Raw genomic sequence first — 22,496 nt, 5'->3', positions numbered from 1 at the left:
CTTATTGGAAAAGGAAGTAAATGGTAATGGTATTCGTGTTCACCGACTTCAGCGGTAATCCGTACGCATTCGTGGTATTCGCCAGAATATTGGATAGCCCTCTTGAGAAACGAATCTCGGGAGAGAACTTGAACAACGGATAATAGAGATCGAAACCAAAACCGGCTTCGAGGTTGATGTTAGAGCCAGTGATTTTCAAATTTCCGTTCTTTTCATCTTCCTTATTTTTACCTGAAGCTTCGATGGAAGGTTTTACACCGCCGACCACGTACATTCTAACATTCCCACGACGTTCTGATTTGTATTTTAAGAGGATCGGTAATTCTACCATCGTCGTTTCCACCAGCTCACGAATGTCGGGTACGGCAGGGTCGGTGAAACGGTAGTTCAAAGTATGCTCATGAAAAGCAACCGTCGGTGTAAGACGCAAATCCAGGAAATCTGTCGCGCGATAATTCACGATAAAGCCGAGCGCAAACCCACGATTCCAATCCGGTACAACAGAATGTAGCGAATCGAATTTCTGAGAAGTCATTCTATCCGAATACTTAATCTGATAGGTCGATGTATGTAGACCGATTAGAAAGCCGTACGTGAGCTTCTTCTTGTCGTAGTTGGGATTGTTCTTACGCGCCCATTTTGCTTCTTGCGACAACTGGCCCTGCGCAACGAGCGAACTCGTAAGCGCAAAGAAGAGAGCAATCGCTATTTTGTGCCACTGTAAATTGAGCTTACGCCAAATGTTAGTGTTTTGCATTTCGTGTTTTTAAATCCTGCATTTTTCAACCTATCGAGAAAAGCATCACCGTCAGGGAACGCCTCGACAGACTCTGGTAAGTAGGTGTAAGCTGCTTTGTCGCTGGAGATAAACCTGCCTATTTTAGGTAAAATGAACTTAAAATAAAAGCTATAAATCTGCCGGAAAGGGAAGCTCCGTGGTCTCGAAAATTCAAGCACGACGACCATCCCACCTGGTTTGATCACGCGATAAATTTCTGACAGGCCCTTCTCTAAGTTTTCAAAATTCCTCACACCAAATGCAACGGTCACAGCATCGAAGTTATTTTCTGCGAAGGGAATATTTTCAGAGTCGCCACTTTTAAGCTCCACCAGATTGTCGAGTTTTTGCGACGCAATTTTTTTGCGCCCCACGGCCAACATACCTTCAGAGATGTCTATCCCGGTGATTTTATTGGGTTTCAAAGACAATGCTTGAATCGCAAAATCACCCGTTCCGGTAGCCACGTCGAGAATAGTTTTGGGTTGAATGGGCTGAAGACATTTAATCGCCTTCTTTCGCCAACCTTTATCAATGCCCAAACTTAGAAAGTGATTAAGAAAATCGTAACGGTGGCTGATGTTGTCGAACATCTTGGCAACCTGTTCTTTCTTGCCCGCGCGCTCTTCTTTATATGGAACTACTGTCATTTTGCTACTTAAACCCGGGCGAAGGTAATGGGTTTCTACGTGGCAAGCCAATAGCAGGCAGACCAATTCAGTCTTTCACGCGATAATCCTCAAAAAAACTTGGTGATTTACTTCTGAATTACCTTGAACTCGACACGACGGTTGATCTCTCTTCCCTCCTCCTCGTCGTCGTTGCTCACAATGGGTTTGCTTTCGCCATATCCGACAGCCTTGATGCGACGGGTATCCACGCCCTTTTTCGTCAAGAAGTCTTTTACCGCCTCGGCACGTTTCTGCGATAAGAATGCATTGTAAGATTTAGAGCCCACTGCATCGGTATGACCAGATATCTCGATGATCATTCCTTCGTTCTGACGCATCATGGCTTCAAGCTTATTCAATTCGCCATAAGATTCAGTCTGGAAGGTCGCCTTGTTAAAGTCAAAATAGATATTCCTAAGAACACCCGTAACGCGTTCTGCAAGTTTTACCAACTCGATGGTACGGTTAACTGTTTTGGCAGTAGTGGTTGCTCCTTCAATTTTGAGATTCTGATTCACAAAAACGTATCCAGGAAGATCAACTGAAAGCCTATAATCTTTTGCTTTTGCATTGGTAATGGTGAACTCATAGATACCACCACCCTGCGGCGACATGCCTACGAGTACATTGTCTTTCGCGCCCTGAAGTTTGACTTTTGCTTCTAATGGTGACTTTGATGCCGCATCGACAACAGTGACCACATATTTAAGCGGAATAATTTCTTTCTTCGGCTCAACGACCTTAGGTTGAGTCTTAGGCTCCGTTTTCGTCTTGTTCGGATCAACCGTTGTCTTCGGTGGATCGTTCTTGACTACCACAGGATCTTGTGGCGTTGTTGCTGCCGTGTCTACTTTCGCTACCGGTTCTTCAACAGGTAGTTTCTTTGTTACAGGTTGCGCATTCTTAATGCCTTCCGGTGATGTAATCAAATAGATATCCGTGTAACCCATACCATCTTCTCGCACGGAAGAATAATATGCACGCTTATTGTCTTTGGAAAATACAATGTAAATATCATTATCAGGCGTGTTGATTGGGTAGCCCAGGTTTTCAGGATCAGTCCACTCGTTGGTATTCGGATTAAACGTAGACTTGAATACATCGTATCCACCCATACCTTTTCTTCCCTCTGAAGAGAAGTATAATGTCACCAGATCGTAGTCGATAAAAGGACCGTCTTCATTGAGTTCTGTATTAATCGCAGGTCCGAGATTTTTCACATTCGCCCATTCACCCTTACTGTCTTTTGTTGCGCGATAGATGTCAAGACCGCCGTAACCACCAGGTCTGTTACTTGAGAAGTAGAGTGATTTTTCGTCTTCAGAAATACTTACAGACTTTTCTGCAAAGCTTGAGTTGATAATCCCTGGAAGCGGAACAGGCGTTGACCATACACCGTTTTCAAAATTCGTGTAAAGGATATCGCCACCGTTCTCATCATTATAAAGGAACAACGTTTTACCATCAGCCGAGAGGGCCGTGTTAGAGTCGTGGTTCTGACCGTTCACGGGCTCGCCAATATTTTTCGCATAGCTCCAGGTGTTACCTGACTTACGGGCGATGAAAATATCTTCCCATGGTTTGTTATCATCAGCCACGTTTTGGTTCAAGTTGTCATCACGACGACGCGTGGTAAATACGATTTCATCTTCGTTTTCATTCAACACAGGCGCGTAGTCTTCGTATTCAGAATTGATTTCACGGCCGATGTTTACAATGGAAAAGTTTTTGGGATTCGAAACAAATTCTTTTCCGTTCTCACATTCATAAATAGCGCGATCGACGGTCACTTGTTCGACACGATCTTTGCCTTGATAGTTCGGTTTTTTAGCGAGGCGTTCTTTGTATCTGTTGTAGTAATAAATCGCCTTATCGAAGTCTTCGCCATACTGATAACTTTCACCAATAGAATACTCAATATCAAAGCGATAGTCAGGATCCTGACGCAACACACGCAACAAGTATTGTGCTGCTTGATCACGTTGTATGGTCATTAAGTGCAAGTGACCGGCTTCGTAGTTAGCTTTAATGAACGTAGTGTCGAGATCAGCCGCTGTGACAACGAGCCCACGGGCATCGTCCATCGCTTTGGTACTCTCGAGGATGTCTTCTGCCATTGCCATATATTCGCGCGCAGTTTCAGCCGGAGTTTTATCCTGGGTGTAACCGGGGAAAGAAATCGCTAATAAAGAAGCTAAAAAAATCAGTACTCTATGGATACTGGACATTGTTTAAAAAATTTTACTTCACGATAAAGTTATGCAAAAAAGCTACTCCATGACAACCCAAGTTAGTAAAATCTGCTGATTTCGAAACAATAATATGAAATCATAAGGCACACGTTTCTTACATTCTTAGTATTTTGGCCTTCAATCATTACTTTAACAATGAAGATCACCACCGCCACATTCATCTCAAGCTACGCCGATGTCAAAAAATGCCCGGCTCCCGACAAGCCGGAATTTGCTTTCATTGGCCGCTCGAATGTGGGAAAGTCGTCGCTGATCAACATGCTTACCAACAACAGGAAGCTTGCGAAAACGTCGGTAAAACCTGGAAAAACACAGACAATCAATCACTTTCTAATCAATGAGGAGTGGTATCTGGTCGACCTTCCAGGTTACGGTTATGCCAGCGTAAGCAAATCGACACGGGAAGGATTTGGCAAGATGATCGAAGAATACACGACAAAACGTGAAAACTTAGACTGCCTCTTCATCTTGATCGACCCCCGCGTTGAGCCTCAAAAAATTGATTTGAGCTTTATCGGCTGGGCTGGAGCGCAAGGTATCCCGATCGCTATTGTATTTACAAAAGCCGACAAGCTCAAAAAAAATGAACTCCAGAAAAACATTGCGGCCTTTCAGCGGGCGTTGCTTCAGACATGGGAAGAATTGCCGCCGATGATGATCACCTCATCAGAACAAAAAGCCGGTCGGGAAGATATTTTGGAATTCATCGACGATGTAATCGAAAAAGGGAGTCAATCCTAGCGTAACAGTGGACTTTTTGAATCCTTTCTTTAGATTTGCCCTCCATTTAAAATTGACTTTATGACATTAGCAGAAATAGCCACAATCGCGGGCAAGGGCGGATTATTCAAAGTTGTGGCACCGACCAAATCAGGAGTGATCTTAGAGTCATTAGATGAGTCTAAAACAAAACTTGTCGCTACCTCCAATCACAGACTTTCGTTGCTCAACGAAATCTCCATTTATACCACTACGAAAGAAGGAACTGTCGCATTAAATGATGTTCTCAAGAAAATGCATGCAGACTTCGGCAATGATTTGGGTGTAGATGGAAGTGCCGATGCATCTGAGCTAAAGTCATTCATGAAGGCAATTCTTCCAGAGTACGATGAAGATCGCGTATATGTATCCGACATCAAGAAATTGGTGAAGTGGTATGAACTGATTTTGAAGAACGCGCCGGAAATTCTTACGGCCGCTGCAGCAGAATAATATCGCGGAGCAATCCGTAGTATGTCAATTCAATACTTTGAACTAAACACCGCACATCGAAATCTGCGGTGTTTTTTGTTTACATACTCATTGCTTTTTCTACCATCTTTTTAGAGCCTACAAAAAAAGGTGTACGCTGATGAAGCTCTGTTGGCTTGATGTCGAGTATCCGTTGAAAACCATCCGTCGCTAATCCTCCAGCTTGTTCGGCGATGAAAGCAAGTGCATTGCATTCGTACATCAACCGTAATTTTCCATTCTTATCCTTTGCAGTTGCAGGGTAAATGTAGATTCCTCCTTTCAACATATTCCTGTGAAAATCTGCCACGAGCGATCCGATATAACGCGCTGTGTATTTGTTGTCTTTACAGTGCTGAAGATAGTTTGTAACAGAAGCAGAAAATGAATTTGCCGATCCCTCATTGACAGAATAGATTTTACCCTCTTCAGGCATTTGCAAATGTGGATGTGAAAGGAAGTATTCACCAAGGGTAGGCTCATACGTAAACCCATTTACACCATGGCCGGTGGTGTATACCAGCATCGTAGACGATCCATAGAGCACATAACCAGCGGCAACTTGCTCTGACCCACATTGAAGAATGTCATCTTCCGTAATGGGTGTTTGCACAGGGCTCTTTCGGCGATAGACAGAAAAGATTGTTCCGATCGAAACATTGACATCGATATTTGAAGAACCATCTAAAGGATCGATTGCGATCACATATTTGCCATCATTATTAAGGTCGACAAATGATTCGGCTTCTTCGGAGACGAGTGCGCATACCTCCCCTCCTTTCGCAAGGGCGCGCGTGAATCGAATGTTGGCGAGTACATCCAATTTTTGCTGGTCGTCGCCGGCTGTATTTTGCGAACCCATTGCGCCCATGATATCAATCAATCCCGCTTTGTTAACTTCACGGTTTACAACTTTGCTCGCGAGGGCGATGTCGCGTAGAAGTTGTGAGAGTTCGCCGCTGGCAAAAGCGAATTGATCTTGGTTGTTCTTAATAAAGCGATCGAGCGCGGTCCCTATCGGCTGCGCAATTCTAGATGATTCGATGCTTGTGCTGCTGGTAATATTGGATGATCTTTGCATGCTGTAAAATTAGGCCTGTCGTACCGGTGATAGGCTGGCTCAAAGTTAATCCGCAAACGATTTAGTTCAATAAAAATGAAGGTTTTTAAATTTGGAGGGGCCTCACTCAAGAATGCGAAAGGGGTACGAAACGTCACCGCAATTATTCAATCATACAAAGCGCCACTCCTCGTAGTTGTCTCGGCCATGGGCAAAACGACCAATGCCTTGGAACAGATTATCCAGTTGTCTTTCTACAACAAAGACGCAACCGCGGAAGTAAACGCCCTTCTTAGATATCATCACGATATCCTCAAAGAATTGTTTCCATCCGACCACGAAGCCTTCTCATCGGTGGAGAAAATTTTTGTTGAACTTGGTCATGCGCTTCAAAAAGATACTGACTTCGATGAATACTATGACGAAATGGTCGCGAAAGGTGAGTTAATTTCATCGGTCATCGTTCATCATTTTCTACAAGCACAAAACATTCCATCGCATTGGCTTGATGCCCGCACATGCATCGCAACAGATGATAGTTTTCGCGAAGGAAAAGTGGATTGGGGTTTAACGTCGAATAAGATTCAACCGCTACGCACGATACTTCGAGACCAAGTGATCATAACCCAGGGATTTATCGGACAAACTGCGAACGCGCAAACCACAACATTGGGACGTGAAGGATCAGACTACAGCGCCGCTATTTTTGCCTCAACGCTTGACGCAGAATCTTTAACGATTTGGAAAGATGTACCTGGTGTAATGAACGCTGACCCAAAGAGACTACCTGCGGCGATTGTATTTGATGAACTCCCCTTTAAAGAGGCAGCAGAGATGACATACTATGGCGCATCTGTGATTCACCCCAAAACAATTAAACCATTAGCCAACAAAGGTATCCCACTCCACGTCAAAAACTTCGACGACCCTTCACTGAAGGGAACCGTGATTCATGAATGTACCGTAGATGACCTTCCGCCATTGATCGTATTCAAGGACAACCAATGTTTAATCTCCTGCAAGGTTACCGACTACACATTCATCAGTGAGGAACAGTTGAGTTTGATCTTCCATGCGTTAACACAGCTTGGTTTACGGGTGAACGTAATGCAAAACTCTGCGATCACATTTTCGTTTTGTCTCGACTTCCGCGAGAATAAAGTGATGGCACTCATTCACCAACTTCAACAACATTTCGAGGTATATTACAACACAGGTCTGACATTGATCACCATCAAAAACTACGACGAAGCTTCTTTCGATACGTATCGAAAACACAAAGGTGTGCTCTTGGAACAGTCGTCGCGATCAACGTTGCAAGTGCTGATCAAGCCATAACGCGGCTACACCCTTTCAACTTGATGCTTTTGCTCTAGGTGAGCGATAAAATTGTTCATGCTCCGATCTAGAATTTCGAATACATGTTGAAAGTGTGTTTCACCACCGTGATACGGATCTGGCACTTCACTGCCGCGATCAACGGTATCGTAGTTCCGCATCAAATCTATTTTACCCACGTGCTCCGACGCATTTGACAGGCGTAGAATATTCTGATAGTTGGACTGATCCATTGCCAAGATGTAGTCATAGTTTTCCAAATCTTTATCGCAAAGTTGTCGGCCGAGATGGTCGATTTTTACGCCGTTCTTGAGTGCGTTTGCGATAGTTCGTGAATCGGGCGTATCGCCGATATGATAATTAGAGGTACCACAGGAATCGGCCTCAAAATAGCGATCCAGGTTATGTTGTTTGATTTTATGCTTAAAAATAGCTTCTGCGAGGGGCGATCGGCAAATATTACCTAAACAAACAAAGAGTATTTTGGCTTTAACCATGGTGCAAACTGGGTTTTCGGGCGCAAAAATACATTCCGGGTGGGTTACAAAAGCGATTCTGTAAATATTAATCACTGCATAGCACACTTAGTAAACCGCCTTTTGGTTTGCCCCGTCACGCGTTGACGGGGCTTTTATTTTTTCAGTGTTTGTCATTCTGTGGATTCTTTTCAAATTTGTACAAAGCCTGCCTGCATGGAATTTATACTCGTGACTGAACAACATGAACCACATGTCGCATTGATTCAATTGAATCGCCCAAAAGAACTCAATGCGCTCAACCTACAACTCATGCTTGAGCTGCGTGATGCGTTGGCGCAACTCGATCGAAATCCTGCAGTAAAAGTTATCATCATCACAGGCAATGCGCAAGCATTTGCTGCCGGCGCCGACATTAAACAGATGTCTGATAAAAGCGCGATCGACATGTTAACGATCGATCAGTTCACAACATGGGATCAAATCAGAAAAACAAAGAAGCCCATAATCGCCGCGGTGTCTGGTTTTGCATTGGGCGGTGGTTGCGAGTTAGCGATGACTTGTGATATGATCATTGCTTCGGAGACGGCAAAGTTCGGCCAGCCAGAAATAAAAATTGGCGTGATGCCTGGGGCTGGTGGAACACAACGTTTAACGAAAGCTATTGGAAAAGCAAAAGCGATGGAGCTCGTCCTGACAGGAAGATTTATCTCCGCTGACGAGGCACTCTCCTATAAGCTTATCAATAAAGTTGTTCCTGTAGAAATGTATTTGTTCGAAGCCTTTACGCTAGCAAAAGAGATTGCTCAGATGTCGCCTATTGCTATACAACTTGCAAAAGAAGCCGTAAACAGATCGTTCGAAACACATCTTGATGAGGGGCTTCAGTTCGAACGTAAGAATTTCTATCTCACCTTCGCTTCTCAAGATCAGAAAGAAGGCATGCAAGCGTTTATTGAGAAGCGTAAGCCTAATTATTTGGGGAAGTAGCTACAAGTTCACTGTTCTCGGGTCACGGTTCACTGTTCACGGCAAAACTCCGAACCGTGAACAAAAAGCTGTTCCTCTCTCAGCTCGCAACACGACGCTAACTTCGCCCAAAAACTTCCCCGGGGCGTGTAAATCCAGCCTCTCCGTCGGTGCGTATCACATTTAATGCAGTTGTCGTGAACAAAGCATTTTTAAATTTATGGCACAGCTCAGTGATCTTAGAGTAGCAATTCTTACGGAACATGGTTTCGAGCAATCAGAACTTGTATCGCCAAGGGAAGCGCTCGAAAAAGCAGGCGTAACGGTAGATGTTATTTCGCCACAGGAAACGGAAGTGAAAGCATGGGACAACGGTGAATGGGGTATTCGTGTGAAGGTTGACAAAGTACTTGACCAAGCAAATCCTGACGACTATGACGGACTCGTGTTACCGGGTGGTGTTCTAAATCCCGACAAGCTCCGGACCAATAGCCAGGCCGTTGAATTTGTACGCCGTATGTATGTATCGGGTAAGCCCATTGCTGCAATATGTCATGGCCCGCAAACCTTAATCAATGCGGGTGTTGTAGAAGGTAAAGAGATGACTTCATATCCCTCCGTGAAAGCTGACTTAGTGAATGCGGGAGCAAAATGGGTAGATCATGATGTCGTTGTTGATCAAGGTTTAGTGACAAGTCGATCACCAGAAGATCTTGAAGCGTTCAACAAAAAACTATTAGAGGAACTGCGTGAAGGCGTACACAAGCGAAATGCGTTAAGTCATGTCTGATTTGCTGAGCACAAGACAATTTACGTTGATTACGGGCGCTACCAGTAGCTTCGGAAGAGCGTTCGCAATGATTTTTGCAAAGGAAGGATTCAACTTGGTGCTTGTTGATACGGAAGCAAGTGCGTTGCTACAACTAGAAAGTGATGTACGCAACTTATATCCACACACGATCACCTCAATAATTCCAAAAGATTTGTCAGTGCTCACTGCCGCGCAAGAACTTTACGACGAAATTGTTGAAGAAGGAATTATTATCAGCATTCTTGTTAACAATTCCGGCGTGAGCGAGGTCGGACTGTTTGCTGAGAGCAGTTGGGAAAGAGAGCAGTCGCTCATCATGACACAAGTGATGACCACGACCCACCTCACCAAACTCTTTTTAAGAGACATGTTGGTGAGAGACAACGGGAAAATTTTACAAGTAGCATCTGTTAGTGCATTTATGCCCACGCCGCGAATGGCGGTATATGGCGCTTCTAAGTCATTTATGCTTTTCTTTTCAGAAGCATTGCAGCATGAACTTCGAGATAAAAATATTACTGTTACCATTCTTAGTCCGGGCGCAACACAAAGCGATGCTTTTCGGAAAGCAAGTACGGATGTAACGTCAGAATCCTCACAAGACGATTACACCGATCCTGACGACGTAGCGCAAGCTGGATACGACGCGTTGATGCAAGGTAAAAAGCATGAGATCATCGGATTTCAAAACGAATTACAACTCGGACTGAGCAAACTCATGCCCGACAGTTGGTCAGCGGCGGCATTAAACAAAATGTTTGAAGATCGCGAACGCGGACACTAGTGCTCGTTCCACCATTGTGGCAAAGAAGAAATTTTCTTGAGATAAACGCGTTCACCGATCATGGGTGTTGCCACTTCGACATCGCGTTTTGCAGCTTCATTCATCACACGAACAATCGGTTCATTCCAAGGATGAAGCGCCAATGTAAATTTACCCCAATGTACAGGTAGCAACACGCGTGCACGAAGATCGAGACTCGCTTGTACCGCCTCCTCGGGCGACATATGGATTTGTGGCCACTTCACATCATACTGACCAGCCTCCACAATGGCTACATCGAATGGGCCAAACTTATCCCCTATCTTTTTGAACGATTGATCGTAGCCAGAATCGCCTCCGATAAAAAGTTTTAGATCCGGCGTTTCTAGTACAAATGAAGACCACAACGTTTTATTTCTAACGATGCCCCTACCTGAAAAATGTCTCGCTGGCGCTGCGGTTAATGTAGCGTTTTGAAAGATCTCTAATGACTCCCACCAATCCATTTCTACGATCTTCTCTTTTGGGATACGCCACTGCTCCAGATGTTGTCCTACACCGATAGATGTGTAAAACATTTTCGTTTGACGTTGAAGTGCTTTGATGGTTTGATAATCGAGATGATCGTAATGGTCGTGTGTAATAATGATGGCATCCAAAGGCGGCATGTCTTGTGGATGATATGTATTGGCGCCTTCGTACGCACGCATACCGACAAATTGTATGGGCGATGCACGGTCACTAAAAACGGGATCAACGAGGATATTTCTATTTTCGACGCGAAGGAGATAAGACGAGTGACCGAACCACACGAACCCATTATTTTCCAGACTATGTAAGTCGGTCCTTACGAATGGTAACTTTTTTTTAGGTTCACGATCGATGCCCTTCTTAAAAAATTCGCTCATCATTTTTGTATACGAAGCCCCCTCCGCCATCAACATCGTTTTCTCAATATTTTCAAAATGATCACCTTTATATTGTGCTGAACCTTGAACTCGTTTCAACCGATCACCTAACGGATTTCTACCGAAAGCTGGCAGTCGAAGTATCAACGCCGTAAAGAGCAAAAGCGTCGTTAGAATACACAGGACAATAAGAAGTGTGAAGAGCATCGATCGTGTGTGGTACGTTAGCTTGGCAACAATTTAGCAATTGCTCTTACAGGAAAGGTTCCTACACCTTTGAATTTTGGCGGCATGGCTGTAAAAGTATATCCGTCTTGCGGAAGCAGGTGTAAATTACACAAATGCTCCACGATGAGAATCTCGGCGCCTAGTAACGTCGTGTGCGTTGGCCTGCTACGCGTTCTTGTATCATCGATGTTATGAGAATCGATACCCACCAGTTTCACATGACAGTCACGCAAATATTCCGCTGCAACTTGTGTTACGAAGGGATGATTTTCATAGTACTGTTCTGTATTCCAATGATCATCGCCCCACCCTGTATGAATCAACACGGCGCGATTTCTGATTTCATAATTTTTCACGTGATCGACCGTAATAGCCAACGACTCTTTATACGGTACACGAATTGTTGTTGCTGGAAGATCTGTAAAGCTTTCAATTGTAATCGCAGAAAGGTCTTTACCATTTTCAAACCGGTGGAAAGGACAATCAAGATAGGTTCCCGTGTTCGTCACCATCTCAATTTTTCCGATTTGAAATTCCGTACCTTCTTCATAAAAGTTTCGAGATGCCTCTCTCGATAAATAATCGCATACGATCGGTGCTGGCAACCCTTTATAAGTCACCAATCCGTGTTCGATGGTGTGACTTAAATCAATAAACAAGCTTTTAGCAGGATCTGCATTGAATGGTTTTCGTTTATGCGGCTCACTGATAATTTCCTTATTCAGTATTTTAGTTTCACCTACCATGAGTAGTCTCATGTCGTTCACAATGTAGTCGGCAAGTTCGCGATCCGTGATGTCGTCGCCTGCAATATCAAGACGAAAGTCGTCGCCCTTGATACCCCCGCCGTTGGTGAAGTAAATCTCGAAATCAAATTTCACTCTCTTCATATCAGTTATCCGTTTTAATGGTTACCAGGGAATAGCAGTGTTAATCGATAAATAAAGCGCGTAAGTTACACGAATCTTAGAAATAAATTCGATTCAGCTTCCACGACAGAGAAGGTTTCATTACTCTATCTGTTCCTGAATTTCTTCGATGGGCTCGAGGTACTTTTTAATTTTTTTGCTCGGCCTAAAGCGATGCGTTAGTATCACCCTAAAGTTACCAGTGCGTAACGTTGGTGTTGGCCCCTCTTGATTTGCAAGCCTCAATGCATTCGACACGTAGAGCGCAGTGATCGCCCATGAAGTCGAATTGTATCCACCCGATATGCGAAATAGTGTATTGGGATTTAAACCGAAATGATGATCTCGCGTACGTTCACCGACAACATTGTTATAACCCAGGTCGAGACTTAACACAGCAGCACCGGTCACAAAATAATGTTTGTTATACACATAGGTGTAGGCGTAACCGATGTTAGGACCAAACTCTACAAAAGAAAATCGCGTGATTTGATCGGCAGCCAATGTTTGATCAATCGTTGTCGGAATGATGGTACTATCTGCCCGAATACTTCCGGCGAACATTTCAAGTCCCACCAGTAAAGAGCCTGCCGACTTTTGCTGCCACTCGTTCTGAAGGAACGCTGCGCGATAAGAAAACTTCTCGTGGTTCACGATATACTGCACGCTTCCACCGAGTGCCCGTACTTTTAGATCGGGCCTCAAGTAAAATCGATCATCGGGGGCAGCAGTACCTTTGGGACCCAAGTAGAATCCATTATAAAATTGGCCCAGCACATCGACAGAAATTTTTCTTCCGTAGCTGTGAAATTGAAGATCGAGATAGCGCGTCTTTCCACGTCCACCTTCGGGATTTAAGAAACCAAATCCGTAAGCCAAGTTTAGCGTTGCCCATTTGTATGTGGCGCCAACACCAAAGTTCAAGGTCGTATTGGGGCGATATCGCAGCGTATAAGATCCACGATCATTCAAAACGACAGTTGTAAACTTCCGCGAAAAATATGTGCGGCCAGTAACCTGATTATCATAAGTCTGGTAGTAAGGATTTACCTGACCCCTATTCTGGGCAAATCCAGTGGGCACCATCAATCTGAGCATGCACATCATCAATAGTAGTCGCCAACGCATCATACCACTATGGATATAATTATCATACCTACAAAAAAATAGCCCACCATTACTGGCAGGCTATCTCATACCGTGGTGTTTTATTACTATCTCACAGCAATTCCAAACCCAACGGATAAGGTGCTGTATTCCTGCAATGTATAATCAGCGCTTAAACAAATTACAGCAAGCTTTAAGCGGAATCCGGCCGTAGCGCGGAAACCATTGTTTTTGAATGTCATGCTAATTGGATCTTCATACACTAAGTCGTTACCACTTGGGTTATCATAGATCACATAAGATCCTACGACATCTGACGTCGTCTTCACAGCATTGTATCCAAGCGCTCCGTAAAGTGTGATAACCGAGAACTTTTTAGAGATCATTGCCTGCACAAGCCAAGCATTCAGTTCGTAGTTGATGCGCTGTTCGCCGCCACCCTGAGGTGCAGCAAATACACCTTCTAACGAAGAGTAGCCCTTCACTTTTGTGAATGATCCCATGACTGACAAATCAAAGGGAAGCAGCTTGATACCAGGAATATGTTGTTTGACATCGTGCATTACACCAAGTCCGAACAATTTGACTTTAGAATCACTTGCTTCAATTTCCGGCATCCAGCGAATTTTGATATCTGTATTTTTATAGATACCAATACCTAAAGTAGCCGTAGGCACAACAACGCCACTAACTTTAATATTTTTCTTAAGATCCAAACCTTCCGGACCAGAGATATCAAAACTTTGATCTGGGGTTCCGTCACCGTTCACATCAAGCTGCGTGGTATAAGTTGTTCCATCAGCGGGGCCAACGATAGTCGGCGCCATTCCATTGGCGTTGTCAGACTGAAAACTGGTAACCGTTGTGAGCCCGAGTTTACCTGGGTCAAAGTAGTTCTTCGAGGAAGGGATAAAGACAGCGTTCGCATTGATCATGAAATCAAAACCAAGCGTCTTATGCGCTTTTGCAGTTTGTGCCCATCCGCCGTTCAGGCCGTACGATAACCCCTCAATCATGGGGTTCATGTAGGCGTTCATCAATTTCGAGGCGTCTTGTTTTCCGGCTCTTAAAAACTCAACAAGGTCACTTTCTTGTGCCCGAAGCGATGCCGAAGAAAATAGGCAAATAAAAAATAAAACGGGAAGTAAACACTTTTTCGTGATGGTGCTGGGATTCATAAATGTTAAATTCAACTGTCTTAAAATTAATTAAATTACCTGCGTGGCAGTAGCAGGATGTGGAATAAAAAATTATCCGCGAGTGCCATTAGCTTTGTATTTTTACGCTTGATGATCATTCTCTATAACTTGTCCATCTTTTTAATGAGGGCAGGCTTGCGGCTTGCGGCACTCTTTCATCCAAAAGCAAAGTCTTTTGTAACCGGTAGAAAAGGACTTTTGCAGAAGATCCAGGCCGATTACGCTACCAATACCGCACCCGTGGTGTGGGTACATTGTGCTTCTTTGGGCGAGTTCGAACAAGGCCGTCCCGTCATCGAAGGTCTCCGAAAGGTGTTTCCAAAAATTCGGATCGTGCTCACGTTCTTCTCCCCTTCCGGCTACGACGTTCGCAAACATTACCAAGGCGCAGACCACGTTTATTATTTACCCTGGGATACCGCCGCCAACGCAAAGCGATTTGTAAAAGCCATCAAACCTACCCTGGCAATTTTTGTGAAGTACGAATTCTGGCATCATTACACGCAAGCACTGGCTGCCAATCGTACAACTATTCTCTCCATCTCTTCGATCTTTCGTCCCGACCAGCTTTTCTTTAAGCCCTATGGTGGATTCTATCGAAAAATTCTAAAACGAATCTCTCACTTCTTTGTACAAAATGATGAGTCGCTAAAATTATTAAAGGCTATTGGCCTCAATCATTGCACACGCTCGGGAGATACACGTTTCGATCGCGTCTATCAAATCGTGAAACAAGCTGAAGAACTTCCGACCATACAAAACTTCAAAAACCATCAGAAGATATTCGTTGTCGGTAGCAGCTGGAGTGAAGATATTGATGTACTCATTCCTTTGATAAACGAAAATAGGATGAAGTTCATCATTGCACCGCATGAAATATCAGAGCAAAATTTAATTTCTCTTGAGCGGGCGTTGCAGGTGAAATCCATTCGCTACTCGCAGACAACAAACATCAATCTCGAAGATTTCCAAGTACTCATCATCGATAATGTAGGCATGCTTTCCAAACTGTATCGTTATGGAGAATTTGCTTTCATTGGCGGAGCATATGGTAAGGGGCTTCACAATATTCTTGAGGCCGCATGTTATGGTGTTCCTATTTTCTTTGGCAACAAGAACTATACAAAATTTAAAGAAGCTGTTGACCTCATCAACCGCGGAGGCGCTTTTGATGTTGCCGACTACACCGATTTGAAGATGAAGTATGAAATGGTAACGCTCCCGGAAAGTTTTCTTTTAGCGTGTGAAGTAACGCGACAGTATGTAGAAGAAAATTTGGGCGCTACTGAAAAAATATTGACCTATTGCGAAGCAACACTCCGCGCTAAAAACACCGCCGCATGAAAGGATTAGTAATGCGATCAACGGGCTCATTCTACGATGTGCTGTCGGAAGGAAAGAAGCATATCTGCCGCGTTCGTGGTAAAATTCGCCTCGCAGGCATCAAGGAGACAAACCCAGTTGCCGTCGGTGATTACGTTTCCTTTGAATTGGAAAATGACTACGGCTCGATCACTGAAATCCTTGATCGAAAAAATCACATCCTTAGAAAATCGATAAAGAAAACTGGCCATTCGCACGTGCTTGCGGCCAACATCGATCAAGCCATGATGGTCGCAACATTATCGATGCCGCGCACATCACTTGGATTCATCGATCGATTTTTAGTGAGCGCTGAAGCGTTTCGTATTCCGCAAGTAATCGTTTTTAACAAACGCGATTTATTGGATGATGAGTCGCGTGACTATGTTGATTCGTTAATGGCACGTTATCGTAACATCGGTGTTACTTGTTTTTCCATTTCCGCAAAGCAGGACGATCTATCGGAAATACAAAAGTTGCTTACCAACAAGATTACGCTTGTCGCCGGCCATTCTGGCGTCGGTAAGTCCACCTTGCTCAACAAGATTTCTCCTGCGATCACACAAACGGTAGGCGACATCTCCGACTTCTCTTCCAAAGGAACGCATACGACAACATTCGCGGAAATGTTTAAGATTGCAGAAGAAACGTTTGTGATTGACACACCTGGTGTAAAGGAATGGGGTCTTGTAGACATGACTGATCAAGAACTTTCGGACTACTTCCCAGAGATGCGTGATGTACGATTGGACTGCAAATTTGGTTCGCGCTGCATTCATATCAAAGAACCTAAATGCGCCGTTGTAGAGGCGGTGAAAAATGGCGTCATAGCTTTGGAACGTTATGAAAGTTACTTAAGCATGATTGACAACGACGATAATAGAAAGTAGATGGAATATTGTGTGAATGATAGGACGATTTCGTATCAACCTGAAAATGCACGACAATGGGGTGATAACGTTGTGTTACTTCATCATGCAAACGACTTGACCAATAACACGGCGATGGCGTCGTCAGGTTACACGATCGAGAAGCTCTTTGATGCACCATTAGCGGATATATTTCAAGCAGCATGTCGATCTTTATTGCAACGCTGTTGGCGTAAAGCCGGCATCGTTATTCCCGACAACTTTGTATTAGACCAGTATCATACGCTCGTGCAAGACTTTACATCGCACCTTGCTGCTGTGGAGCATACGAAGTTAATAGAGGTTTCTGATTTTCCTGTGCCAATCGCGTTTCTGGAAACTCGCGTTTCTGAAGTTGTCGGCAAAAAACTTCGTGTTAGAAATCCATTCGATAATCAATCTATATTTCATTTCCGAGTAGTCAGACCCAATAGCACCGACAATAATCCATTACACCGTGACATTTGGTTGGAAGACTATGATAATTGTATCAACCTATACATTCCGATTGCGGGGAGTAATGAAAAATCATCGTTGATCATTGTCCCCGGCAGTCATCACTGGTCAGAGTCGAAGATCGAACGCACCATCGGTGGCGCAATCATGAATGGTATGAAATTTAATGTTCCCGCAGTTACCGCCATTGATGGCAACTTTGATGTTGTCAGGCCTGATCCACAACTCAATGAAGTGCTTATCTTTTCTCCTTATCTGATTCATGGCGGCGCCGTCAATTTGCAAGCAGACCGTACGCGAATCTCGCTCGAAATTCGACTATGGGAACATTGATAATTTAATAGCGGATCTTTTGATATAAGCTACGTAAACGCGACAACGGAAGGTGAAGTCCATTGATAAAATGCAGTAGCCGGTCCGTTGTAGAAGCAGCACCCATCTCCTTTATGAGCGCGAAGAAATGACCTGCTTCTGTATGATTCTCAGAAAACACCGACTGCCGTAATTCATAACGGAGACGTTTCAAGAGTGCGTCACGATCTTGCTGCGTTCTATTTAATGCCACGGCCTTTTTACAAATCAAGTACGTCGAATGGAGTTGACGATCACCAGGCATATACCAACCGTCGGACATAGACCCATGTTTTCGTCGAATGAGGGTAGACCGTTCATTTAAAAAACTGAATTTATAATTTCTGGATGCACGCACCCAGAAATCAAAGTCTTCGTAGGCAAGTGATTCATCATATCCGTTCAGTTCATCGAGCACCGATTTACGAATCATCATTGTCGGCGACGGAATAAAATAAGTGCTCAACACCGTCGTGTAGACGTCGCCTTCAGGAACGGCCATAAGCAATTTCTTTTCGAGTAGGTAATCGAAATGATCCCGGATAAACTTTCCATCAGGATCGATATAAGTAGCGTCGGTGAAATTAACGCCCCACGAATCGTCGTGTGATTCGAAGAACGCCACTTGGTGAGCAATGCGATCAAAATGCATCACATCGTCCGTTGCAAAATCAATTATATATTTACCTCTTGCTAATGCTAGGCCTCGATTAAAAGCAGCGCAGTTCCCGATGTTACGATCAAGAGATACGATTTGCACATCCGCGTTGCTTCCCACAACGTTGCGTATCACATCCATACTTTGATCTGTGCTGGCATCGTCAACGATAATAATTTGTATGTTGGGATACGTCTGTTGGAATACAGAACGCAACGCTTCACGAACGAAACGCTCATGATTAAAACATAAACAAATCACTGAGACCAATGGCGGCATTACATCAATGATTTAACGAATGTAAATTTTGACGATGGTACTCCACCGAGACGAATTTTAAAATTCAACAATCCAAAATTAGGGTGTTGGTCAAAGGCTGCAGTTCCCAAATCTAAATACTGAATTCCTTTTTCACGCATTTCTTTTACCAGTTGGACAGTTAAAAATACCACAGGGCTTAAATGATCATAAACATCGTCATGATCGGTGTAGAAATGATAGACAATATTTTTCGTCACCCGAACGGTCACCGACGCGGCGACGAGTTTGTTATCTAAAAAAAGTCCAAACAATGCATAGTGCTCTGGAAATGTTTCCACGGCTTGTCGTAGATCTTTCAAGGTCATCGACAAACTATAATTCTTTTTTTTGCGGCATGCCAAAATAAAAAGATAGACTTCGTCCAAGCTAGTGATCGGCAAAGATTTGAACAAGAGACCAGCATCAGCGGCTTGTCTAAATTTTCTTCCCTCCCACGCCTCAAAATTTTCTTCTATGGGTTGGCTACAATCAATAAGACATCCTACTTCTGCCTCCTCGATCTGCCATCCATGATTGAGTAGGAATACTTCTAGCAATGTATTGTTGAAAGCGTTGTAATCGCGCAATGGGCATTTCAAAATTATACGTGCTACCTGTTTCTTTCGCAATTCTTCCTCCACGAAATTGATAAAACGATAGCGTTGCTCAATAGGTGCTCTTGCATCAAATTCAAACGACGCAAAGGGCGCCTTTAATGGACTTCTCGCGACGGCGTTTTCAACGTGTAGATGCACTAGGCCTTCAATGCGGTTGTGTTTGTTGTTGAGTAGATAAAATGATATCCAACCTTCTCTCGCTTGAATGTGGCGATGTAACTCTTCATTGAAAAGTGATACGTCAACTGCGCGAGATGCGTGAACCGGAAAAGTATTTGTAAAAGCGTAGTCTTCCAATTTGTTAATATGGAATTCCAAGACGTCTGTAAATAAAATGCATGAGCCACGCTGGACCAATCAAAAGAAATTGAATGTCCTTCAGGAACGATGGTTTTTTTCCTTCGACTTTATGACCGTAGAATTGTCCAATCCACGCGACCACAAAAATGATTAATGAGATCATCCACAATGGTGCAATATCCAATCGCGCAATCACATTGGCGATGAAAAGGCACAATACACTGAACAGCATCATCCCCAGGCTTAAAGACAATGACAGGGTGATGTAGTAGACCAGTACCAGTATGAGTGCTAGCGTCGCCCAATTTGCGTAAGGATTCTCCGGGCCTAAAACGTTTTGTACCGCCTGCGAAGGAATTGACGCAACGAGTCCAACAATGCTAAAGAAAATCAACGGCACACAAATCCAGTGAATAGACTTGTTCGTTTCGTTTTGATGACTCTCGCCATACTCTGAAAGCAACTGGTCGATGCGGCGCATAGGTTAATGGTTTGAATAAGAAATTTAGGAAAAAGTCAGGAAGTCCGAAAGCATCTATGAACTCACTTTGGTCTTTACCTTTTGCCAATCTTTGATTTGCCAATACACGTTTCCTGTTGTCAGATGATTCCCTTTGGCATCATGTATTTTTACTTCGCAAACCAGCAGTATCGAGTCTTGTGTTTTTAATGGATCATAAACTTTTTCTTGCAGCCATTCCGGTGTGGCGGAGAAACTAGCCGTAGCATCGAGTTTGCCCTGGTAATGATAATCCATTTCAAGTCGCTGCATAATGAGACGATACTTTTTACCATCTAATTTGCTGACCAACAGAAAACCCGTCGTAAACTCCGAAAGCGTCGCTAACGCGCAGGCGTGCAGACCACGTATATGATTGAAATTTTTTCGCTTATACGGCAGCCGTGTCTTGATATGATATTCGCCACTTTCAACCACCTGTATGTCGTGCGGCTTATTGAAAGGAATCATCTTGTTCAACGACCAGTTTAGAAGCCATCGATAGAAGCCTGAGGTTTGCGCTTTTTGAAGCACCGTATTAAGATCAAACATAGTTTCGAATGTATATCGGGAAGTTAATAGAATTTACTTTATTTATTGAAATTCTGGGCCCCCATCCATGTTTCGTCTTTTACTATTCTTACTCTTTTTAGTGAGCTGGTCAGTTTACGGGCAATCGCTTGATGTCCCTGTGCATTCCACAAAGGATACCGCGTTTGTCAATGACCTGAATAGACTCGCACAGCAATCTTTTTCCACCGACCCGGAGAAGACACGACGCTTCACTTTAGAAGCGCTGACACTTTCTGATTCACTTCAATACAGTGCCGGAAAGATAGAAGCCTTGCTCAACAATAGTTTGTTATCGGCGCTCAAGAGCAATTCAAGCGAAGCATTAGACCTACAAATGAAAGCGCTGAAAATTTCAGCCGCTAATCCAGATTCAATTTTTCTTGCAAGAATTTACCTCGCGCTTGGTCGTACATATTATCGCATGAACGAGCACACCATCGCAAGACAATATTATGATCATGCATTGCGACGTTACACCCTTGAAAAAAATATCCAAGGCATGGCCGACGCGCTGCGACAAATCGGCAACGTTCTTCTGGCCAGCACCAACCGCGATGAGTCGTTGCATTACTACCAACAAGCGCTCAAGTATGAAAAACAACTTAATCATCACGAAGGCATCGCGAATGTTCTCAACAACATCAGCATTGTGTATCGCGCACGTGGCGAATGGGGTAAAGCGCAGCAGTATATCGAGGAGGCAATTGCGCTTCACAAACGCACGAATAACATGGCCAAGTTACCCACGGCCTATTACAACTTGAATCGCATTTACCTTCAGCAAGGTAAAACCGATGAAGCACTTTCGCTTGGACAAGAAGAGCTTCGCATTGCCAAACAATTAGCCTTGCGCGCAGAGACACAAGAAGCAGCGTGGATTTTAGCAGATGCCTACACGAAGAAAAAAAATTACGAGAAAGCATTATTTTATTATCGCTGGAAAGAAGCGCTTGACGACTCCATTCGCGGACAAGAAAGCAGTCGCAATTTTCAGCGCATGCAATCGCTGTACGAGAATGAGAAAAAAGAACAAGAGCTGAATTTGCTGAAGGCAGAAAAAAAACTTTCTCAATCGCGTAGCAGGATCATTTATATAGGTCTCACGGCGGTGATCGTCATTGGTATCCTGGTGATCGTGATGCAGCGAAACCGCATTAAACGTGAAAAGGAACTGGCCGCAAAAAACGAGCAACTTCATGCGGCAGAACAATTGCTCACCAATGCTGCGCTGGAAAATCGTGCTATGGCCGAAAAACAACTTCAACAGGATCTTGAGTTCAGGCACAAAGAATTATTGACTTATACATTGAATCTCGTGCAGAAGAACGCACTCATGGAAAACTTGCGGGAAGGTATTCAAGAGATGCTGGCTACTACCGACAAAGATTCGAAGGTCAAGCTTACCAAACTGATTAAGGTGATCGACTACGGTCTTGAATCTGAAAAAGATTGGGACGAGTTTCGGATGTATTTCGAGAAGGTACATTCGTCTTTTTTCCAGAAGTTAAAAGATCAATTTCCAGATCTGACCCAAAGCGACCTGAAGTTATGTGCGCTGTTGAGCCTGAATTTGAGCATGAAAGAAATGGCTGAGTTGATGGGAATCTCTCCCGAGAGCGTAAAAATGGCACGGCACCGACTCCGCAAAAAGCTCAATCTGGTGACGGAGGAAAATTTGGGAGACTTCATCGCAAGTTTCAAAACGAATTGATTATCAGAATATTAATTACAACTGTAAACCTATTGTAAACTAGGATTTAGCAGCATGTCAACG

General features: G+C 43.8%; 23 protein-coding genes. 10 read left to right on the top strand and 13 right to left on the bottom strand.

Going from position 1 to position 22,496, the window contains the following annotated elements; translation table 11 throughout:
• Position 1 precedes the first annotated feature (1 nt).
• The 3 genes from porT to DQQ10_RS21165 all read right to left on the bottom strand — a co-directional run bounded on the left by porT (position 2) and on the right by DQQ10_RS21165 (position 3,572).
• Positions 2–757 carry a type IX secretion/gliding motility protein PorT/SprT gene (porT, locus tag DQQ10_RS21175; protein ID WP_112748924.1) on the bottom strand — a complete coding sequence of 252 codons (756 nt, stop codon included), beginning with the start codon at positions 755–757 and terminating at the stop codon, positions 2–4.
• Positions 706–1,428: a bifunctional demethylmenaquinone methyltransferase/2-methoxy-6-polyprenyl-1,4-benzoquinol methylase UbiE gene (gene ubiE / locus DQQ10_RS21170; RefSeq protein WP_112748923.1), complete on the bottom strand. Its 723-nt coding sequence runs from the start codon at positions 1,426–1,428 to the stop codon at positions 706–708. The genes porT and ubiE overlap by 52 nt, the downstream gene beginning before the upstream one ends.
• A 107-nt stretch (positions 1,429–1,535) precedes the next feature.
• Positions 1,536–3,572: an OmpA family protein gene (locus DQQ10_RS21165; RefSeq protein WP_165824042.1), complete on the bottom strand. Its 2,037-nt coding sequence runs from the start codon at positions 3,570–3,572 to the stop codon at positions 1,536–1,538.
• A 264-nt stretch (positions 3,573–3,836) separates the two neighbouring features.
• On the opposite strand from DQQ10_RS21165, the gene yihA reads away from it, so the two are divergent.
• Together yihA and DQQ10_RS21155 are read left to right on the top strand one after the other, a co-directional pair.
• Positions 3,837–4,442 carry a ribosome biogenesis GTP-binding protein YihA/YsxC gene (gene yihA / locus DQQ10_RS21160; RefSeq protein ID WP_112748921.1) on the top strand — a complete coding sequence of 202 codons (606 nt, stop codon included), beginning with the start codon at positions 3,837–3,839 and terminating at the stop codon, positions 4,440–4,442.
• Between the two features lie 60 nt (positions 4,443–4,502).
• The gene (locus DQQ10_RS21155; protein ID WP_112748920.1) at positions 4,503–4,913 is read left to right on the top strand and encodes a DUF5606 family protein; all 411 of its coding nucleotides are present in this window, start codon (positions 4,503–4,505) and stop codon (positions 4,911–4,913) included.
• Between the two features lie 79 nt (positions 4,914–4,992).
• Here the strand turns inward: DQQ10_RS21155 and fbp are convergent, their stop codons facing one another.
• The gene (gene fbp, locus DQQ10_RS21150; RefSeq protein ID WP_112748919.1) at positions 4,993–6,012 is read right to left on the bottom strand and encodes a class 1 fructose-bisphosphatase; all 1,020 of its coding nucleotides are present in this window, start codon (positions 6,010–6,012) and stop codon (positions 4,993–4,995) included.
• A gap of 75 nt (positions 6,013–6,087) precedes the next feature.
• Between fbp and DQQ10_RS21145 the strand changes: the two genes are divergently transcribed.
• Positions 6,088–7,329: an aspartate kinase gene (locus tag DQQ10_RS21145; protein WP_112748918.1), complete on the top strand. Its 1,242-nt coding sequence runs from the start codon at positions 6,088–6,090 to the stop codon at positions 7,327–7,329.
• 5 nt (positions 7,330–7,334) lie between these two features.
• Here the strand turns inward: DQQ10_RS21145 and DQQ10_RS21140 are convergent, their stop codons facing one another.
• Complete coding sequence (locus tag DQQ10_RS21140) at positions 7,335–7,826, bottom strand: low molecular weight protein-tyrosine-phosphatase (protein WP_112748917.1); 492 nt, start codon at positions 7,824–7,826, stop codon at positions 7,335–7,337.
• 195 nt (positions 7,827–8,021) lie between these two features.
• On the opposite strand from DQQ10_RS21140, the gene DQQ10_RS21135 reads away from it, so the two are divergent.
• The 3 genes from DQQ10_RS21135 (at position 8,022) to DQQ10_RS21125 (ending at position 10,369) form a co-directional block, all read left to right on the top strand.
• Positions 8,022–8,795: an enoyl-CoA hydratase-related protein gene (locus DQQ10_RS21135; RefSeq protein ID WP_112748916.1), complete on the top strand. Its 774-nt coding sequence runs from the start codon at positions 8,022–8,024 to the stop codon at positions 8,793–8,795.
• 199 nt (positions 8,796–8,994) lie between these two features.
• Positions 8,995–9,564 carry a type 1 glutamine amidotransferase domain-containing protein gene (locus tag DQQ10_RS21130; protein WP_112748915.1) on the top strand — a complete coding sequence of 190 codons (570 nt, stop codon included), beginning with the start codon at positions 8,995–8,997 and terminating at the stop codon, positions 9,562–9,564.
• Complete coding sequence (locus DQQ10_RS21125) at positions 9,557–10,369, top strand: SDR family NAD(P)-dependent oxidoreductase (RefSeq protein ID WP_112748914.1); 813 nt, start codon at positions 9,557–9,559, stop codon at positions 10,367–10,369. Before DQQ10_RS21130 ends, DQQ10_RS21125 begins: the two co-directional genes overlap by 8 nt.
• Here the strand turns inward: DQQ10_RS21125 and DQQ10_RS21120 are convergent.
• From DQQ10_RS21120 to DQQ10_RS21105, 4 genes are all read right to left on the bottom strand, one after another.
• Positions 10,366–11,463: an MBL fold metallo-hydrolase gene (locus DQQ10_RS21120; protein WP_112748913.1), complete on the bottom strand. Its 1,098-nt coding sequence runs from the start codon at positions 11,461–11,463 to the stop codon at positions 10,366–10,368. The two genes, DQQ10_RS21125 and DQQ10_RS21120, sit on opposite strands and share 4 nt — an antisense overlap.
• Positions 11,464–11,480: 17 nt before the next feature.
• Complete coding sequence (locus DQQ10_RS21115; RefSeq protein WP_112748912.1) at positions 11,481–12,374, bottom strand: cyclase family protein; 894 nt, start codon at positions 12,372–12,374, stop codon at positions 11,481–11,483.
• A 120-nt stretch (positions 12,375–12,494) separates the two neighbouring features.
• A complete protein-coding gene (locus DQQ10_RS21110) occupies positions 12,495–13,523 on the bottom strand; it encodes a DUF4421 domain-containing protein (RefSeq protein ID WP_112748911.1) in 1,029 nt (342 codons plus the stop codon).
• Between the two features lie 83 nt (positions 13,524–13,606).
• A complete protein-coding gene (locus tag DQQ10_RS21105; protein ID WP_112748910.1) occupies positions 13,607–14,677 on the bottom strand; it encodes a DUF6588 family protein in 1,071 nt (356 codons plus the stop codon).
• 111 nt (positions 14,678–14,788) lie between these two features.
• On the opposite strand from DQQ10_RS21105, the gene DQQ10_RS21100 reads away from it, so the two are divergent.
• Genes DQQ10_RS21100 through DQQ10_RS21090 form a run of 3 tightly spaced genes read left to right on the top strand, consistent with a single transcriptional unit; the run spans position 14,789 to position 17,757 of the window.
• Positions 14,789–16,042 (top strand): 3-deoxy-D-manno-octulosonic acid transferase, encoded by a 1,254-nt coding sequence (locus tag DQQ10_RS21100; RefSeq protein WP_112748952.1) that lies wholly within the window; start codon positions 14,789–14,791, stop codon positions 16,040–16,042.
• Positions 16,039–16,950, top strand: coding sequence for a ribosome small subunit-dependent GTPase A (gene rsgA / locus DQQ10_RS21095; protein ID WP_112748909.1), 912 nt, complete (start codon positions 16,039–16,041; stop codon positions 16,948–16,950). The genes DQQ10_RS21100 and rsgA overlap by 4 nt, the downstream gene beginning before the upstream one ends.
• Positions 16,951–17,757 carry a phytanoyl-CoA dioxygenase family protein gene (locus DQQ10_RS21090; RefSeq protein WP_112748908.1) on the top strand — a complete coding sequence of 269 codons (807 nt, stop codon included), beginning with the start codon at positions 16,951–16,953 and terminating at the stop codon, positions 17,755–17,757.
• A gap of 4 nt (positions 17,758–17,761) precedes the next feature.
• On the opposite strand, the gene DQQ10_RS21085 is transcribed toward DQQ10_RS21090, so the two are convergent.
• The 4 genes from DQQ10_RS21085 to DQQ10_RS21070 are packed head-to-tail and all read right to left on the bottom strand — an operon-like array spanning position 17,762 to position 20,701.
• Complete coding sequence (locus tag DQQ10_RS21085; protein ID WP_112748907.1) at positions 17,762–18,712, bottom strand: glycosyltransferase family 2 protein; 951 nt, start codon at positions 18,710–18,712, stop codon at positions 17,762–17,764.
• Positions 18,712–19,668 carry a GNAT family N-acetyltransferase gene (locus tag DQQ10_RS21080; protein WP_112748906.1) on the bottom strand — a complete coding sequence of 319 codons (957 nt, stop codon included), beginning with the start codon at positions 19,666–19,668 and terminating at the stop codon, positions 18,712–18,714. The genes DQQ10_RS21085 and DQQ10_RS21080 overlap by 1 nt, the downstream gene beginning before the upstream one ends.
• Positions 19,652–20,131, bottom strand: a complete 480-nt coding sequence (locus DQQ10_RS21075) for an Mpo1 family 2-hydroxy fatty acid dioxygenase (protein ID WP_112748905.1) — start codon at positions 20,129–20,131, stop codon at positions 19,652–19,654. The genes DQQ10_RS21080 and DQQ10_RS21075 overlap by 17 nt, the downstream gene beginning before the upstream one ends.
• Positions 20,132–20,185: 54 nt before the next feature.
• Positions 20,186–20,701 carry a DUF4442 domain-containing protein gene (locus tag DQQ10_RS21070; RefSeq protein WP_112748904.1) on the bottom strand — a complete coding sequence of 172 codons (516 nt, stop codon included), beginning with the start codon at positions 20,699–20,701 and terminating at the stop codon, positions 20,186–20,188.
• A 67-nt stretch (positions 20,702–20,768) separates the two neighbouring features.
• Here DQQ10_RS21070 and DQQ10_RS21065 point away from each other — a divergent pair, with 67 nt between their 5' ends.
• A complete protein-coding gene (locus tag DQQ10_RS21065; protein ID WP_112748903.1) occupies positions 20,769–22,433 on the top strand; it encodes a tetratricopeptide repeat protein in 1,665 nt (554 codons plus the stop codon).
• The last annotated feature ends 63 nt before the right edge of the window (positions 22,434–22,496 follow it).

The organism is Pseudochryseolinea flava, assembly GCF_003286915.1.
Taxonomy (GTDB): domain Bacteria; phylum Bacteroidota; class Bacteroidia; order Cytophagales; family Cyclobacteriaceae; genus Ohtaekwangia; species Ohtaekwangia flava.
Note: the sequence above shows the minus strand (reverse complement) of the source record. Positions and strands in the feature narration are given on the sequence as shown.